This is a genomic window from Serratia sp. Nf2 (genome assembly GCF_003028435.1).
Lineage (GTDB): Bacteria > Pseudomonadota > Gammaproteobacteria > Enterobacterales > Enterobacteriaceae > Serratia > Serratia marcescens_L.
The window spans coordinates 235,598-251,024 of the sequence record NZ_PYTW01000003.1 but is presented as its reverse complement, the minus strand read 5'-3'; the positions used below and the strand labels follow the sequence as shown (position 1 = coordinate 251,024).

The 15,427-nt window shown below is 60.9% G+C and carries 12 protein-coding genes; 4 read left to right on the top strand and 8 right to left on the bottom strand.

Annotated features, from left to right (window positions below; genetic code table 11):
- Window positions 1-7 precede the first annotated feature (7 nt).
- The 8 genes from C9411_RS08975 to yebS form a co-directional block, all read right to left on the bottom strand.
- The gene (locus tag C9411_RS08975) at window positions 8-2,428 is read right to left on the bottom strand and encodes a fimbria/pilus outer membrane usher protein (protein ID WP_199200122.1); all 2,421 of its coding nucleotides are present in this window, start codon (window positions 2,426-2,428) and stop codon (window positions 8-10) included.
- A gap of 67 nt (window positions 2,429-2,495) precedes the next feature.
- Window positions 2,496-3,260, bottom strand: a complete 765-nt coding sequence (locus C9411_RS08970) for a molecular chaperone (RefSeq protein ID WP_107226900.1) — start codon at window positions 3,258-3,260, stop codon at window positions 2,496-2,498.
- A gap of 24 nt (window positions 3,261-3,284) precedes the next feature.
- Window positions 3,285-3,839 (bottom strand): spore coat U domain-containing protein, encoded by a 555-nt coding sequence (locus C9411_RS08965; protein ID WP_063989657.1) that lies wholly within the window; start codon window positions 3,837-3,839, stop codon window positions 3,285-3,287.
- The gene (locus C9411_RS08960; protein WP_025302583.1) at window positions 3,839-4,342 is read right to left on the bottom strand and encodes a spore coat U domain-containing protein; all 504 of its coding nucleotides are present in this window, start codon (window positions 4,340-4,342) and stop codon (window positions 3,839-3,841) included. Before C9411_RS08960 ends, C9411_RS08965 begins: the two co-directional genes overlap by 1 nt.
- Before the next feature lie 2 nt (window positions 4,343-4,344).
- The gene (locus C9411_RS08955) at window positions 4,345-4,884 is read right to left on the bottom strand and encodes a spore coat U domain-containing protein (RefSeq protein ID WP_063989658.1); all 540 of its coding nucleotides are present in this window, start codon (window positions 4,882-4,884) and stop codon (window positions 4,345-4,347) included.
- 274 nt (window positions 4,885-5,158) lie between these two features.
- Window positions 5,159-6,595 carry a 16S rRNA (cytosine(1407)-C(5))-methyltransferase RsmF gene (rsmF, locus tag C9411_RS08950; RefSeq protein ID WP_107226899.1) on the bottom strand — a complete coding sequence of 479 codons (1,437 nt, stop codon included), beginning with the start codon at window positions 6,593-6,595 and terminating at the stop codon, window positions 5,159-5,161.
- Between the two features lie 102 nt (window positions 6,596-6,697).
- Window positions 6,698-9,328, bottom strand: coding sequence for a PqiB family protein (locus tag C9411_RS08945; protein ID WP_063989660.1), 2,631 nt, complete (start codon window positions 9,326-9,328; stop codon window positions 6,698-6,700).
- Entirely contained in the window at window positions 9,297-10,544 is a 1,248-nt protein-coding gene (gene yebS / locus C9411_RS08940; RefSeq protein ID WP_063990337.1) for a membrane integrity lipid transport subunit YebS, read from the bottom strand. Before yebS ends, C9411_RS08945 begins: the two co-directional genes overlap by 32 nt.
- 255 nt (window positions 10,545-10,799) lie before the next feature.
- On the opposite strand from yebS, the gene C9411_RS08935 reads away from it, so the two are divergent.
- From C9411_RS08935 to htpX, 4 genes are all read left to right on the top strand, one after another.
- Window positions 10,800-11,297 (top strand): GAF domain-containing protein, encoded by a 498-nt coding sequence (locus tag C9411_RS08935; RefSeq protein ID WP_019454877.1) that lies wholly within the window; start codon window positions 10,800-10,802, stop codon window positions 11,295-11,297.
- A 96-nt stretch (window positions 11,298-11,393) separates the two neighbouring features.
- Window positions 11,394-12,104, top strand: a complete 711-nt coding sequence (gene proQ / locus C9411_RS08930) for an RNA chaperone ProQ (RefSeq protein ID WP_063989661.1) — start codon at window positions 11,394-11,396, stop codon at window positions 12,102-12,104.
- Window positions 12,105-12,123: 19 nt separating this feature from the next.
- On the top strand, window positions 12,124-14,172 hold the full coding sequence (gene prc, locus C9411_RS08925) for a carboxy terminal-processing peptidase (RefSeq protein WP_033642845.1): 2,049 nt from the start codon (window positions 12,124-12,126) through the stop codon (window positions 14,170-14,172).
- Between the two features lie 310 nt (window positions 14,173-14,482).
- Complete coding sequence (gene htpX / locus C9411_RS08920) at window positions 14,483-15,361, top strand: protease HtpX (RefSeq protein ID WP_033638291.1); 879 nt, start codon at window positions 14,483-14,485, stop codon at window positions 15,359-15,361.
- Window positions 15,362-15,427 lie beyond the last annotated feature (66 nt).

Sequence of the window (15,427 nt, the reverse complement as noted above, 5' to 3'; positions counted from 1 at the left end):
CGTTGAATTAGCGGCAGACAACCGGGCCGACGCGCTGGATGCCCTGAGGCTTAGTCAGGCTGAATTCCGCCTGGCACGGCGGGCCGCCGTCGGCCGGGATCACGCTCAGGCGATTGTGTTGTTGCACCGGGTCGATATAGGTCATGCCATCCCAACCCACATAGCTCTGTTGATTGCCGCCAACCACCGCCACCTGGCTGCCGTTGGCCAACGGTTTGCCTTGCTCGTCAACCAGTTCGACGTCGGCGGCGGAGATGGGTTGAATAGGGAACTCAACCAGAAAACCGCTGTGATCGCGAATGGCGACGGTTTTCTCCACCGTCGGCAGCGCGACGTCGGCGGGCAGGCTGAGCGGATCAATCTGGAATTTCGCATGGTAGTAAGAGGTGACGGTCGGCACCAGCAAATAGCCCTGGGCATCGGTCTTGCCGATCAGCTGGTTCTCATAGCTCACCGGAATGTCGGCGTATCCTTGCGTGGACACCAACGCAAAGGCGTCGTTGATGGTGTTGGTGGCGTACACGCCGCCGTTCATCGCCACCAGCGAACCGCTGATTTCTCCCCAGTGGTTGGTCTCATCGCGGGTGCCGTATATGCCAGCTCGAGCTTCGAGCCTGCGGGTGCGCCAGGTCAGATCCGCCTGGCGGTAATCGCCGCCGCTCGGGTTGTTGGCGTAGGCCAGATTCCAGCCGAAACCGCCATCGGTCGGCGCGGCGCGGCTGTAGCTGACGCGTTCGCTCCAGCGGTTGTTGCTGTCGCGCGCGGCACTGAGGCTGGCGGTGCCCCAACTGTCGAACGGAATGGAGAGCTGCAGTTGGGCGCTGTAACCGCTGCTGCCGATTTCCCGGTTCAGCGAGGCGTACAGGCTGCTGTTGCGCCAAAGCGACACACTGTAGGACAGGTTCACAAGGCGGGTTCGTTGGGCGATGGCGTCGCGAACGTCAAAATAACCGGCGCCGAGGCTGCCGAGCCGGCCCAGGCTGACGCTGCCGGTTAACTGATCGGTGCGACGGCTCAGACGGTAGTCGCTTTTATACACGGAAATGTCGCCAAAATCGGCGCTGCGCAGAATGCGTTGCGCGTTGAGGCTGAAACGTTGGTTGCTGTAGGTGTAGCCAAAACTGCTCTGATCGCCGTGATTGCCGGTGTAGCGATAGACGGGCTGGGGATCCGGCTGTTGCAACGGTCTGCCGGTCAGCGGGTCGTAATAAGTGGGGGATTGTATCGGCCGGCCGCCGTTAAACGCCTCGTCGCCCGCCTGGCTGACGCTGTAGGACGCGTTGAGAACCCCCCATTGCCCGACGCGAATGTCGGCGCCGCCGCCGCCGACTGCCAATTCGGCTGCGCCTTCGGCGCGTCCTTCCAGGGTTAACCAATCAGTGACGCCGTAACGTAAGCTGGCGCTGCCTACCCATTGCCCGTAATCGGCAGAATTCAAGCCGTAGTTGCGCCGCAGCAAGCCGGTGGAAATGCTGAAATCGCTCATGCCAGTCTGCAGCAGGTTGCTGGCCACGTAGAACGGTACCGTGGTGCTGACCTGGCGGCCGAGGGCGTCAGTGGTGACGACGGTGGCCTGACCCGCGCCGTTAATGTAGGGCACGCTGTTGAGGGTGAATGGCCCGGGATTGATGTTGGTGGTGCTGTTTTTATAGCTGTTGATGTATAAATCGACGCTACTGGGCAATGCCGCCTGGCCGGAAAACTGCGGCAGCGGGTAGGTGATAAGATCCGGGCGCACCGCGAAATTGCGCGCCAATTGCAAGCCGCCGATGCGCACGGCGCTGCTCCAGGGGAGCGAGCCGGTGGTAAGGTCACCGGCGATCACACTCAGCATCCGCTGGTCATCGTTGAAACGCCAATAGCTGTCGTACCGAATATAGCGGCCGCCATCGTCGTTTGGCCCGCCGTTAAACCCGCTGCGGTAGATGCCGGTGTTGGCGATGACGCCGAATCCGTCGAACAGCCGTTGCTCGCTCCACGCCGACAGGTAGCCCGGCCGGCCATTGCCGTTGCTTTGGCTGGCATAGATGTCGTAGTTGAAAAGCAAACCCAGGCTGCTTTGCGCCGGCAAGCGCTGCAACGGTGAATGGGCACCGATGGTTTGCTGCGGCAACCAGTCGTTGGGCACGTTGATCAGCAACTGCTGGCTCTCGCCGCTGTAGCTGACATCCACCTTCTCCAGCCGATCGACGGCGATTTCTTTCGCCTGTTTATCCGCTACCGGCAGCCCGGCGTCGAGCAGTTGCTGGGGCGTCATGTAGTAATGGCCGCCGCGGTAGTTGACGGGCACGACGTTGCCGGTTTGGCGCCCGTTGACGACCGGCTCCAGATACAGCGTGGTGTCCGGCATGCTGACGGCGCGGGGGGGCGGCGGCAGATCGTCGCCGAGCGCAAACGGCAGCCAGCCGCCGGCCGCCATGCTCAGCATGGCAAACGCCAGCGGCTTAAGGCTCAAGCGCCGCGTCGATAGCCTCCCTGTCGGCTGCACCTGGGCCTCAATAAGACGGAATGGCTACGGGCTGTTTGTTGTCATTGACCGTGGCCATCAGCTTGCCGCTGCTGAAACCGCCGGCGGGCGGCAAGGCGAAGCGCATCTGCGAACCGGGCAGCACATATCCCATCAGGCCGGGATTCAGGCTGCGGCCTTGCAGCGTCACTTTCGAAATACGGGCATGCACTGCGCCTTGATTTCGCACCTCCAGCCAGCGTTCGCTGCTTTGCTGCTGTAGACGATAGCTGAGCCGGGGTTGGCTGGCGGTCGCGTAATCGCGCGGTTTTTCGCTGTCCTGCTTGGTCCAAATGCCCTTGCCGCTGACGAACAGCGGCACCGAGTAGCGCATCTGGAATTTCAGCCCCATCTCCGCACCGCCGGGGGCGGCATCCGAGGATTGTTCTTTCACCGGCACTTCATCGACCAAAATGCGGTAGGCGCGCTCCTGTCCCGCCGGCGGGGCCGACTGTTTGATCAGGCGTATCAGCTGGCGTTTGCCTGGCGCGATCGACGCCACCGGCGGGCTGGCGATCACGTCGCTTTGGTTGCTGTAATCGTCTTTGCCGGCGGTTTGCTGCCAACCCAACACGCGAATTTGCATATAGACCGGTTTGCTGTCGCGATTTTCCAGCCACAGCGCGGTAGCCTGCTGTTGATCTTCAATCACCGGATCGATTGGCCAGATAAGAATGGAAGCCGCGGCCAGGGCGTGCTGCTGGCTTGCCAGGAGCAAGGCTGCCGTTAACGGCAGACGGAAGGGTATGCGCATAACTCAATCCTTATTGCAAAAAACTTAATAAGTGACCGTCAACAAGACCGTATCGCTGTAAACGCCACTGGTGGGCAGGGTACTGGTCGAAAACAGACGGGCGTAAACCTTGATTTCTTGCGTGCTGCCGGTGGCGGCGACGGTCTGCGCCGCGCCGCCGTTGGCGCCATCTCCCCAAAGGGTGGCGTAGTTGCTGTCTTGATAAAGTTGATACAGCAGCGTTTCCGACGTGACGGCGTTCTGTAATTTTCTGCCGCCGGCGATAGATCCGGTCACATGATTGCCGACGCCGAAGGCCAGCGTAACGCTCAGCCCCGGGTTGCAGCGAAACAGCACCGAACCGGCGCCGCTGCTGGAGACGACGCTGACTGCGTTGCTCAGCGAGGACAGTTGGCCGAAGTTCAGGGTGCCGAAGGTGGTCACGTCACTGACGCCGCTGCCCAATACGCAGCCTTTTACCACGGTTGCATTGACGGTGAACGGCTGGCTTTTGGTCAAGTCGTTGACGCCGGTATCGCTTTGGGCCGGGGAAAGCGGCAGGCAGAACAGCAAACCGCAAATTGGAGCGCGCATCGTCATTACCAATTGATCGTGACCTGTACCGTATCGGTGTAGCTGCCTGTCGGGGGCGTGGACTGCGCCGGAATCATGCCATAGACCGGCAGCCAGTTGTCCGAACCGTTGGCGGTTTGTGACACGCCCGTCAGATTATCCCAAATGGTGCTGTGGGCGGCGTTGGTGTACAGGTTGTAATTCACCCGTTGGCCGGCCGCGCTTTGCAGGTAGCGGGCAGCGGTATTGCCGCTTTGCCCGCCGCCAAGCAGAACGCTGTAGCTGGTGCCGTTGGTGCATTTCACCCGAATGGCGCCGGCGTTTTGCTGCCCGGCGACGCTGGTTGCGGTGCTGAGAAAATACAGCGTGCCGAAATTCAGCGTGCCGAAGCTGACGTTGCCGCCTGAGCTGCTGCCGGCTTCACAGGCGCTGAGCAAGGTCGCGCTGACGCCAAGGGTCGCCGTTTTGCTGTCGGCCTGCGCCAACAGGCTGCACGCCCATAATCCGCAGCAGCAAAGCGCGCGCCGCACCGTTACCAGGTGACCGTCATCGTGACGGTATCGTTATAGGTGTCCGCCGCCGGGGTGGAACCGGCCGCCGGTACGCGGCCATACACGATCAGCGGAACGGCGGCGCCGGTGCCGGTGCCGGTCAGCGCGTTGGCACCACTGCCCCAGGAGGTGGTGCGCGCGGCATCCTGGTAAAGGTTATAGCTGATGAATGCGCCTGCCGTGCTGGCCATGCGGCGTTGGGTGCCTGAAGTGACGTGGAGCCCGTTGTCCAGCGCCACCGTGTAGTCTGTGCCGGTGGTGCAGGTCAATGACAGCGTACCGGCCCCTCCTGCGCCGGTGGCGCTGGCGTCGATAATGTTGGCCAGTGAAGAGTAAGTGCCGAAGCTGATGGAGCCGAAGTCGTTGACGGAACCGCTGCTGTTGCCGCCCCCCACGACGCAACCGGCGCCGATGGTTAGCGTCACGCCTAACGTGCCTTGAATGGTGCCTGCTGCGTTAGCCGCGCCGTTGGCGCACAGCAGGGTTGCTACCGAGGTCAATGCCATCAGAGTTTTTTTCATCTTATATTCCTTGCCGTATGAGAGAAAGCCCGCAAAGACACCACCCAGAGGTGGGTTGAACGTATTCATTTAGCTGCACTTTAATTAATAGAATAAGAATCGGGAATTGTCTTGATGAAAGCGAGAAACTTTTTATTCCCACCCCACGGCTGACGGGGCTTGTAGGCGAGGTATACCGATAAAGTGAAATGATTAGAATAATAACGAACGGCGATGGGAATATTATTAGCGTTATTTTATCGCCGGGGAGCGTCATTCCCCGGCGCGATATTGTTTACAGGTGGAAGTCCAGCGCGCCATCGCGCACCAGCTCGCGCGGCAGGTTGTTCTTGATGCGGCTGCCGATGCGCTTGGCGATGCCCAACGGCTGGCCCTGGTAGGTGACGATGCATTCATCGCCGGCCGGCGGCTGCTCCGGGTAGAGATCGCGGCCGTGATACCACTCCTGTGCCAGCGTGGCGTCCAGCTCGAAATGCGGTTTGCCGCCGGTGCCGGCCAGCGCGATCGCCGCCTCGTGCTGCCAGCGGAAACCTTTCGGGAAACGTTCCGCCAGCTTGAGGCCGATACGCGAGAAACGCACCTTGCCGAACAGCGGTTCCAGCTCGGCCGGAAACAGCCAAATCTCCTTGTCGCGCTCCCACAGCCGGCTGTCATCGCCCCAGGTTAAGCCGGATGCGGCGGCGGCTTGGGCGACCAGAGCCGCCTCTTTGCCCGACAGCGGGCTGAACGGGAACTTCCCGACTTTATAGGTCGGCTTCGCCAACGGCGCTACGGCGTGCTGTTTGCGCAGGCGGGCGACGAAAAACCCTTCACTGTCGTAAATCTGTGGGAAGACGTGCAGAAAGCCTTCGGCGGTCAACGCCTTGTCGGCGCCGGGGAACAGCTCTGCCAGCGGCTCGACGCTGACCGCGTCGCCATAGGTATCCAGCAGCCAATGCACCACCTGCTGATTTTCCTGCGCATTGAGCGTGCAGGTGGAATAAACCATCACGCCGCCCGGTGCCAGCGCATGAAACGCGCTGTCGATCAGCTCGCGCTGGGTGGCGGCGATCTCGGCGACGCTGTCCGGCGACCAGTTGTTCATGGCGTCCGGATCCTTGCGTACCACGCCTTCGCCGGAGCAGGGGGCGTCGAGCAGAATGGCGTCGAAGCTCTCCGGCAGCGCGGCGCCGAACACCCGGCCGTCAAAGTGGGTCAGCGCGGTGTTCTTCACGCCACAGCGGCTGATATTGGCGTGCAGCACTTTCACCCGGCTGGCGGAGTATTCGTTGGCGACGATGCCGCCCTGGTTGCCCATCAACGCGGCGATCTGGGTGGTTTTGGAGCCCGGCGCCGCCGCCACGTCCAGCACCCGAGTCGGCGCTGCGTTGCCCGCGAACAGCGCACTGACCGGCAGCATCGAACTGGCCTCCTGAATGTAGAACAGACCGCTCAGGTGTTCGGCGGCGCTGCCCAGGCGCAGTTCTTCATCGTCGCGCTCGATCCAGAACCCTTCCGCGCACCAGGGAATGGGCTCCAGTCGCCAGTCGTAATCCTGCACCAGCGCCAGGAAGTCGGCGACGCTGATTTTCAGCGTGTTGACGCGCAGGCTGCGGCGCAGCGGGCGCTGGCAAGCGGCGATAAAATCGTCCATCGCCAGCTCGGCGGGCATGATGGCGCGGGTGGCGTCAAGGAAAGCGGGGGGCAGAAAAACGGCGGTGGATTTGGCCACGGGGCGAACTCTCAGGGTGCAATAAAGACAAGGGCGAGAGTTTATCACAAAGCGGAAAAAAACAGGGCCCGGCAATGCCGGGCCCTGAGGAAAATGCGAAATTTAATCGCGCGGAATGGCGGTGCCCCAGGTTTTCCAGTCCTTTGGCTCTTCCGGATTCAGCAGGAAGTGTTTGTTCGGCGTCGCTTTCGGCGCCAGCGGAATGGTCGGCGGCGTGGCGAAGGCGATACCGCCGCGGATGAACTGCTGGAAGGTGCCGCTCTTGATCACGCCGCCGGTCAGGCCGAACTGCAGGTTGTACCCCGAAGCCAGCCAGAACACGCTGTTATTGCGTACCAGATGCTGATACTTCTTGCTGATGCGCAGCGCGACGTGCACCCGGTCGGACATGGCGCCAAGGTAGAAACCGGTGATGGTGCCGACCTCCACACCGCGGAACAGCACCGGCGTGCCGATCTGCAGCGAGCCGGTTTCGGCGGCGTCGAGCACTACGCTCAGGCCGTCGAGATAGCGCGAGTCGGTGATGCTGGCCTGCTGCAACTCGAAGGTGCGCAGCTCGCGCCCGCGCCCCGGCTCCACGTTGATATAAGGCTGGAGCAGGGTATCGAGGTTGCTGACACCGGCGGCGGAGATCTCCGGCGAAACGATCGAGAAGCGGCTGCCCAGGCGCGCGAAGGTCTGCACGTATTCCGGATACAGCACCGCTTTGGCCAACACTTCGTTGCGTTCCGGCGCCAGCTGCAGCGACTCCACCTGACCGACGTCGATGCCGAGGTAGCGCAGCGGCATGCCCGCCGACAGCTTGCTGGCGTCGTAGGTTTTCAGCGTGATTTGGCTGCCCACCGCGCGAGCGGCGGTTTCGCTGGCGTACAGCACGCGGTTGGCGCCTTTGTTCAGTGTCACGCCCTGCAGGTTGTCGAAGCTGATGGCGCCTTTCAGCGCGCGGTTAAGCGGCGAAGCCTGCACCGTCAGCCCGCTGCCGTTGAGCTGCACCTTGGCGCCGCCTTCGGCCCAGAAGATGCTTTCGCGCGTCAGCAGCTTGCGGTATTCCGGGCTGATGTAGACGTCCACCTCAAACTCGTTGGCTTTCGGCCGGACATTGACGATCTCGCCCACCTGGAATTTGCGGTACAGCACCACCGAGCCGGCCTGCACGTCCGGCAGGCTGGTGGCGCTGAGGGTCAGGGTGGTGGCCGGGGCATTGCCGACGATGCCTTCCTCGGCTTTTTCGCTGTTGGCGTACAGCGGGTATTGGCCGCCCGGCTCCCCCTTGCTGCCGGGAATAATGCGCACACCGCCGTCGACCCACTCCTGGGCGCTGGCGCCGAGCACTTCCATGCCGTCGATGCCCAGTTTGACGTCGAGGCGGCTGTTGACCACGAATTTGCTGTCTTTGTGCAGCAGGCCGCGATATTGGGCGTCGATGGCGGCGGTGAACACTACGCCGCCGGCGGTCAGGGTGCGGCTCAGGATCTGGCCGACTTTCACGCCGTGCACCACCAGCGGTTGCCCGACGTCGATGCCGTAGCTTTGCGGCGCATTCAGCGTGACGGTCAGCACGCCCGGCTGTTGTAACAGCGTTTCACTGCTGTCCAGCACGTTGAAGCGCTGCTGCGGCTCGCCTTCGCCCGGAATCAACTCCAGCGTGGTGCCGGTCAGCAGTTGGCTGAGTTTGGCGTCGTTGAGGCTGATGCGCGGGCTGCGCATCACGATGCGGGTGCCGCTGCGCATCAGATCGACCACCGAAGGATCGATGGTCAGTTCACCGACCACTTTGCTGTCCTGCTGCAACGTCAGCTTGGTCAGGGTGCCGACCTGCAGCCCCTGGTACATCAGCGGCGTGCGGTTTTCACTCAGGCTGTTGCCGCTCGGCAGATCCAGCAGGATATTGACGCCGCGCTGGCTGTGGGCCAGATCGGGGTACAGAGCATAGCTCTGATCGCCCTTGGCCTGCTGGCCATCGGCCGGCGAATCGAAGGCGATGGCGCCGTTGACCAGCGCCGCCAGGCTCTCCATCTGAACCGTCGCGCCGGACAGGCTGAAGTCGCCCTTGAAGCCGGAGACGTTCCAGAAGCGGCTGTTGCTCTTCACCAGGTTGGCGAAGCGGCGATCGATCAGCACGTCGATGGTCACGCCCTTGTTGCCTTCGCTGATGGTGTAGTCGTACACCTTGCCGACCGGGATTTTACGGTAGTAGACCAGTGAGCCGCTGTTGAGCGAGCCCAGGTCGTCAGCGTGCAGGTGAATCATCAGTTCGCCAGTGTTCAGGCGGTATTTCGGCTGGGTATCAAGCGCGGTGAAGTGGGTTTGCGCTTTGCCGCTGCCGGGCATCATGCCGATATAGTTGCCGCCGACCAGCGCATCGAGCCCGGAGACCCCGGCCAGCGAGGCCTTGGGCGTCACCAGCCAGAACTGGGTGCCTTCGCGCAGCGAGTCTTCCAGATCGCTTTTGATGCTGGCTTCCACCACGATGCTGCGCAGATCTTTGCTCAGGCTGATCTTCTGCACCGTGCCGACCTCAACGCCCTGGTAGCGCACCGGCGTGCGGCCGGCGACGATACCCGCCGCCGATTGGAAATCAATGGTGACGGTGGTGCCGCGCTCCTGGAAATTGTTATAGACCAGCCACCCGGCGATCAGCAGGGCGATGAACGGCAGTAACCAGAACGGTGAAATGCGGCGCTTGTTCTTGACCCGCGCTTCAGTCGGTGTAGTCGGCGTTTCCTGTTGCATGTGCATCCCAAATCAATCGGCTATCCAGCCACTCAACGGCAAGAATAGTCAAAATGACCGCCGAGCCAAAGTAAAACGCGGCCGGTCCCATAGTAAAAGATAACAGCTGGTCGCGGTTTACCAGCGACATCATCAAGGCGATAACGAACAGATCCAGCATCGACCAGCGGCCGATCCAGGTGACCAGGCGCAGCAGACGAATGCGCGTCTTCAGGCTGTGCGAGGTTTTAAAGTGAATGCTGAACAGCAGCGTGATCAGCACGATCACCTTGGTAAAGGGCACCAGCACGCTGGCGATGAACACGATGGCGGCGATCGGCACGTTGCCGGAGGTGGCCAGCGAGACCACGCCGGAGAAGATGGTGTCTTCGAGGCGCACGCCGTTGGCGTAAATGATGGAAATCGGCAGCAGGTTGGCCGGTATCAGCAGGATCATCGCCGCGATCAGTGCCGCCCAGGTTTTCTGCAGGCTGTAAGGCTGGCGGTGGCACATCGGCACGTGGCAGCGCGGGCAGCGGCCGCGCGCGTCGGGATAGCCGGTATAGTGACAGGACAGGCAAATATGCAACGCCGCCGGCGGGCCTTCCGGCTGCTCCTGTGGATAGTAACGCTCCCACAGCTGCTCCAGATTGACATGGATCAGCGTCAGGATGCTGAGCAGGGTGAGCGACAGGTAGGCGATCAGCGCGCTGCCCGCCTGGATATCGGCGTAATCCTGCACCTTGATCGCCGCCACCGCCATGCCGATCAGATAGATGTCCAGCATCACCCACTCTTTCAGCCGTTCCAGCATCAGCAGCACCGGGCGCAGGTTCATGCCGAGCGCGTGGCCGAAGCGCAGGTAGAGCAGCGACAGCGCCAGCGTCAGCGGAGCGCCGAGGGTGCAGAACGCCACCATGCTGGCGGTGAGCGGGTCGCCCTGACGGCTCATCTGCCAGATGCCTTCCAGCAAACTGGCGTCGATGCGCGTGCCGAGCAGGCGGATGCTGATCAGCGGTTCGGTGAAAGCGAACGGCATCAGCAGCAGCATGGCGATCGCCATGGCGGTCAGGCGCGTCATCGACCAGTCGCGGCCGTTCACCACCTTGGCGTTGCAACGCGGGCAATAGGCAGCCTGGTTGCCGCTGAGCGGCGGCAGCACGAACAGCAGGTCGCATTCGCAGCAGCGCTGGTGGCGCGCTTTGGAAAGGGGGGCGGTGATCGCGTGTATTTTCATCTTTGACAAGTCGCTGCCCTTGAGCCCGCCGGAACTGTCAGCGTAGCTGAAAAATAAACCGGCCGCGTCACTGGCGATCGGGCGCCGGACGGTAAAACGAGGTAAACCGGGATTCTGAGCGGCAAACATACCCCGAGCGACAGGGTTTTGTGAAGCAACAGATGATTAACCTTGTGGCTATACGCATTTAATGCTTATTTTATAGGGCCTAAGCTTTGGGCTTCTGGCCATCTTCACTGTTTCAATGGTTATCACATGACAAAAGAACAATTCTACGCGGAATTAAAACGTGACCTGAGCGCGTTGCTCGGCGGGGAGACCAACTTTATCGCGGCGCTGTCCAACGCCAGCGCGTTGATCAACGAGCGTCTGGATGACGTCAACTGGGTCGGTTTCTATCTGATGGAGGGCGACCAACTGGTGCTGGGGCCGTTCCAGGGCAAGATCGCCTGCGTGCGCATCCCGGTGGGCAAGGGCGTGTGCGGCACGGCGGTGGCGGAAAATCGCGTGCAGCGCGTCGGCGACGTGCATGCGTTCCCGGGTCACATCGCCTGCGATGCGGCCAGCAACGCGGAAATCGTGCTGCCGCTGGCGGTTGGCGGCCGAGCGATCGGCGTTTTGGATATCGACAGCACGGTTTATCAACGCTTCGACGAACAGGACGAAGCGGGCCTGAAAGCAGTGGTGGCGGGGCTTTGTGAGCAACTGGAACAGTGCGACAGTGCGAAATATGTGACTGTGGCGGCAAGTTGATCGACGGTTAACGTGGCAATTACCGATGGCGTCATTATAATGACGCCTGTTCATGCCTGTGGCTTGTTGGCAATACCGTTGTAATCAGGAAATTTCATGGAAAATCAACCTAAGTTGAACTCTAGTAAAGAAGTCATTGCTTTTCTTGCCGAGCGTTTTCCGCTCTGCTTTAGCGCCGAAGGCGAAGCTCGTCCGCTGAAAATCGGTATTTTTCAGGATTTGGTAGAGCGCGTGCAGGGGGAAGAGAATCTCAGCAAAACGCAATTGCGTTCTGCCCTGCGCCTGTACACCTCAAGCTGGCGTTACCTGTACGGCGTCAAGGTTGGCGCGCAGCGCGTCGATCTGGACGGCAATCCGTGCGGTGAACTGGAGCAGCAGCATGTCGATCATGCTCGCCAGCAGCTTGAAGAAGCCAAAGCGCGCGTTCAGGCACAGCGTGCCGAACAAAACGCCAAAAAACGTGAAGCCGCCGGCGAATCCGCCGATGCCGCTCCGCGCCGTCCGCGCCCAGCCGGTAAAAAGCCTGCTGCACGCCGCGAAGGCGGAGCCGCGCCGGAAAACCGCAAGCCGCGCCCACAAACTCGCCCACAGCCCGCTCGCCAACCTCGTGAAGCAAAAGAGGAAAGCCAGCCGCGTTATGCGCCAGTCACGGATATCTCTAAACTGCAAATTGGCCAGGAAATCAAAGTCAGAGCAGGCAAGAGCGCGATGGATGCTACCGTACTCGAAATCGCTAAAGATGGCGTACGTGTGCAGCTCTCTTCCGGTCTGGCGATGATTGTGCGCGCAGAACACTTGCAGTTCTGATACGGAGGCCAACCCAGGCATGAACAAATTCGTCAGATTAACAGCGATTGCAGGGCTGCTGTGGGCGGGTGTCAGTTACGGCGCGGAAACAGCCAACATTCGCATCGGTCAACTGCCCCAACTGCAACAGGAACCCCAGCACGCTACGGTGAGTGAGCGCGTCACCTCGCGCTTCACTCGCTCTCATTACCGCCAGTTCGCCCTCGACGCGGAGTTCTCAGGCAAGATCTTCGATCGCTACCTGAACATGCTGGACTACAACCATAACGTGTTGCTGGCCTCCGACGTGGCGCAGTTCGCCGGCAAACGCAATCAGGTTGGCGAAGAGCTGAAAACCGGCAAGCTGGACACCTTCTACGCGCTGTTCAATCTGGCGCAGAAACGCCGCTTTGAGCGTTACACCTATGCGTTGTCGTTGCTGGACAAGCCGATGAACTTCACCGGCAACGGCACTATCGATCTCGACCGCAGCAAAGCGCCGTGGCCGAAAGACAAGGCCGAGCTGGATAGCCTGTGGGATGCGAAAGTCACCTATGACGAGCTGAACCTCAAGCTGACCGGCAAGACCGACAAAGAAATCCGCGACACGCTGACCAAGCGCTATCAGTTCGCCATCAAGCGTCTGACGCAAAGCAACAGCGAAGACGTCTTCCAGCTGGCGATGAATGCCTTTGCGCATGAAATCGACCCGCATACCAACTACCTGTCTCCGCGCAACACCGAGCAGTTCAACACCGAGATGAGCCTGTCGCTGGAAGGCATCGGCGCAGTGCTGCAGATGGATGACGACTACACCCTGATCAACTCGATGGTGCCGGGCGGCCCGGCGGCGAAGAGCAAGGCGATCACCGTGGGCGATCGCATCGTCGGCGTCGGTCAGGCCGGCAAACCGATGGTGGACGTGATCGGCTGGCGCCTGGACGACGTGGTGTCGTTGATCAAAGGGCCGAAAGGCAGCAAGGTGCGCCTGGAGATCCTGCCGGCCGGCAAGGGTACCAAAACCCGTGTGGTCACCCTGACTCGCGAGCGAATCCGCCTGGAAGACCGCGCGGTGAAAATGACCATCAAGACCGTCGGCAAAGAGAAGGTGGCGGTGTTCGATATCCCCGGCTTCTACGTCGGTCTGACCGATGACGTGAAAGTGCAGCTGCAGAAGATGGCGAAGCAGAACGTCAAGAGCGTGATCATCGATCTGCGCACCAACGGCGGCGGCGCGCTGACCGAAGCGGTGTCGCTGTCCGGCCTGTTCATTCCGAGCGGCCCGGTGGTGCAGGTGCGCGACAACAACGGCAAAGTACGTGAAGACGCCGACACCGATGGCGTGACCTACTACAAAGGCCCGCTGGTAGTGCTGGTCGATCGCTTCAGCGCCTCCGCCTCCGAGATCTTCGCGGCGGCGATGCAGGATTACGGTCGCGCGCTGATCGTCGGCGAACCGACCTTCGGTAAAGGCACCGTGCAGCAGTACCGTTCGCTGAACCGCATCTACGACCAGATGCTGCGCCCTGAGTGGCCGGCGCTGGGGTCGGTGCAGTACACCATTCAGAAGTTCTACCGCGTCAACGGCGGCAGCACTCAGCGCAAAGGGGTGACCCCGGACATTCTGATGCCGACCGGCGTCGATCCGGCGGAAACCGGCGAAGCGTTTGAAGACAACGCCATGCCGTGGGACAGCATCAATGCGGCGACCTACAGCAAGACCGGCGATATGGCGCCGTTCGAGCCGGAGCTGCTGAAAGATCACCAGCAACGCATCGCACAGAATCCGGAGTTCCAGTACATCGCGCAGGATATCGCGCATTACAAGGCGCTGAAGGATAAACGCAACATCGTGTCCCTCAATCTGGCAGTGCGTGAGAAAGAGAACCACGATGATGATGCGACCCGTCTGAAACGCATCAACGAGCGCCTGGAGCGCGCGGGCAAGAAGCCGCTGAAATCGCTCGACGATCTGCCGAAGGATTACCAGGAGCCGGATCCGTACCTGGATGAAACCGTGCATATCGCGCTGGACCTGGCTCATCTGGAAAAAGATCAGCCCGCTCAGCAGCCAACGCCGGCCAAATAAGGCCGCGTCCGGCAGAATGAAAAACGCACCCGAGGGTGCGTTTTTTTATGGCGATGCGAAGGCCGGCTTCTCTGCTGGGTGAAGGGATGTGGGCTTATGCAGCGCCTGACAAATTTAGGGTAAAAAACCCCTCCGCCTTGCGCAACAATCGTTTACAATTTGCCAAATCCCGGTCGCGCGTCGTTTTTGTAAAGTTTCGTATTTTTAGTAGGTTAATGACGCGCGACTCTTGAAACTGTGACGAATGCCCATACGATCTAGGGTATCTTAGACAGCGTTTTGTTAACATTTATGAGGAAGTAAACATTTTATGATGCGTATAGCTCTGTTCCTGCTCACCAACCTGGCGGTGATGTTGGTTTTCGGGCTGGTGCTCAGCCTGACAGGAATCCAATCCAGTAGCGTTCAGGGCCTGATGATCATGGCCGGTCTGTTCGGCTTCGGCGGCGCTTTCGTGTCGTTGCTGATGTCCAAGTGGATGGCGCTGCGCTCCGTCGGCGGGGAAGTGATTGAACAGCCGCGTAACGAAACCGAAAACTGGCTGCTGGAAACGGTGCGCCGTCAGTCGCAGCAGGCTGGCATCGCCATGCCGCAGGTCGCTATCTACCACGCGCCGGACATCAACGCCTTCGCCACCGGCGCACGCCGCGACGCCTCGCTGGTCGCCGTCAGCACCGGCCTGCTGCAGAGCATGAGCCGCGACGAAGCGGAAGCGGTCATCGCGCACGAAATCAGCCACGTCGCCAACGGCGATATGGTGACCATGACTCTGATTCAGGGCATCGTGAACACCTTTGTCATCTTCATTTCGCGCCTGATCGCGCAGGTGGCCGCCGGCTTCCTGGGCAACCGCGACGGCGAAGGGGAAGGCAACGGCAACCCGATGATTTATTTTGCGGTGTCGATGGTGCTGGAACTGGTGTTCGGCATCCTGGCAAGCATCATCACCATGTGGTTCTCGCGTCACCGCGAGTTCTACGCCGACGCCGGTTCCGCCAAACTGGTGGGCCGCGAGAAGATGATCGCCGCCTTGCAGCGTCTGAAAACCAGCTATGAACCGCAGGAAGCGGGCAGCATGATGGCGTTCTGCATCAACGGTAAATCCAAGTCGTTCAGCGAGCTGTTCATGTCGCACCCGCCGCTCGACAAGCGTATCGAAGCGCTGCGTTCCGGCCAGTACCTGAAGTAATCGGCTGAATGAAATGAAAAACCCCGGCTCGCCGGGGTTTTTTTACGGCATGACGAAATCGCTTGT

Bases quoted from the DNA above. Each gene is read 5' to 3' on its own strand.
- C9411_RS08975 (WP_199200122.1), bottom strand. From the start codon at position 2,428: ATGCTGAGCATGGCGGCCGGCGGCTGGCTGCCGTTTGCGCTCGGCGAC.
- C9411_RS08970 (WP_107226900.1), bottom strand. From the start codon at position 3,260: ATGCGCATACCCTTCCGTCTGCCGTTAACGGCAGCCTTGCTCCTGGCA.
- C9411_RS08965 (WP_063989657.1), bottom strand. From the start codon at position 3,839: ATGACGATGCGCGCTCCAATTTGCGGTTTGCTGTTCTGCCTGCCGCTT.
- C9411_RS08955 (WP_063989658.1), bottom strand. From the start codon at position 4,884: ATGAAAAAAACTCTGATGGCATTGACCTCGGTAGCAACCCTGCTGTGC.
- C9411_RS08945 (WP_063989660.1), bottom strand. From the start codon at position 9,328: ATGCAACAGGAAACGCCGACTACACCGACTGAAGCGCGGGTCAAGAAC.
- yebS (WP_063990337.1), bottom strand. From the start codon at position 10,544: ATGAAAATACACGCGATCACCGCCCCCCTTTCCAAAGCGCGCCACCAG.
- C9411_RS08935 (WP_019454877.1), top strand. From the start codon at position 10,800: ATGACAAAAGAACAATTCTACGCGGAATTAAAACGTGACCTGAGCGCG.
- proQ (WP_063989661.1), top strand. From the start codon at position 11,394: ATGGAAAATCAACCTAAGTTGAACTCTAGTAAAGAAGTCATTGCTTTT.
- prc (WP_033642845.1), top strand. From the start codon at position 12,124: ATGAACAAATTCGTCAGATTAACAGCGATTGCAGGGCTGCTGTGGGCG.
- htpX (WP_033638291.1), top strand. From the start codon at position 14,483: ATGATGCGTATAGCTCTGTTCCTGCTCACCAACCTGGCGGTGATGTTG.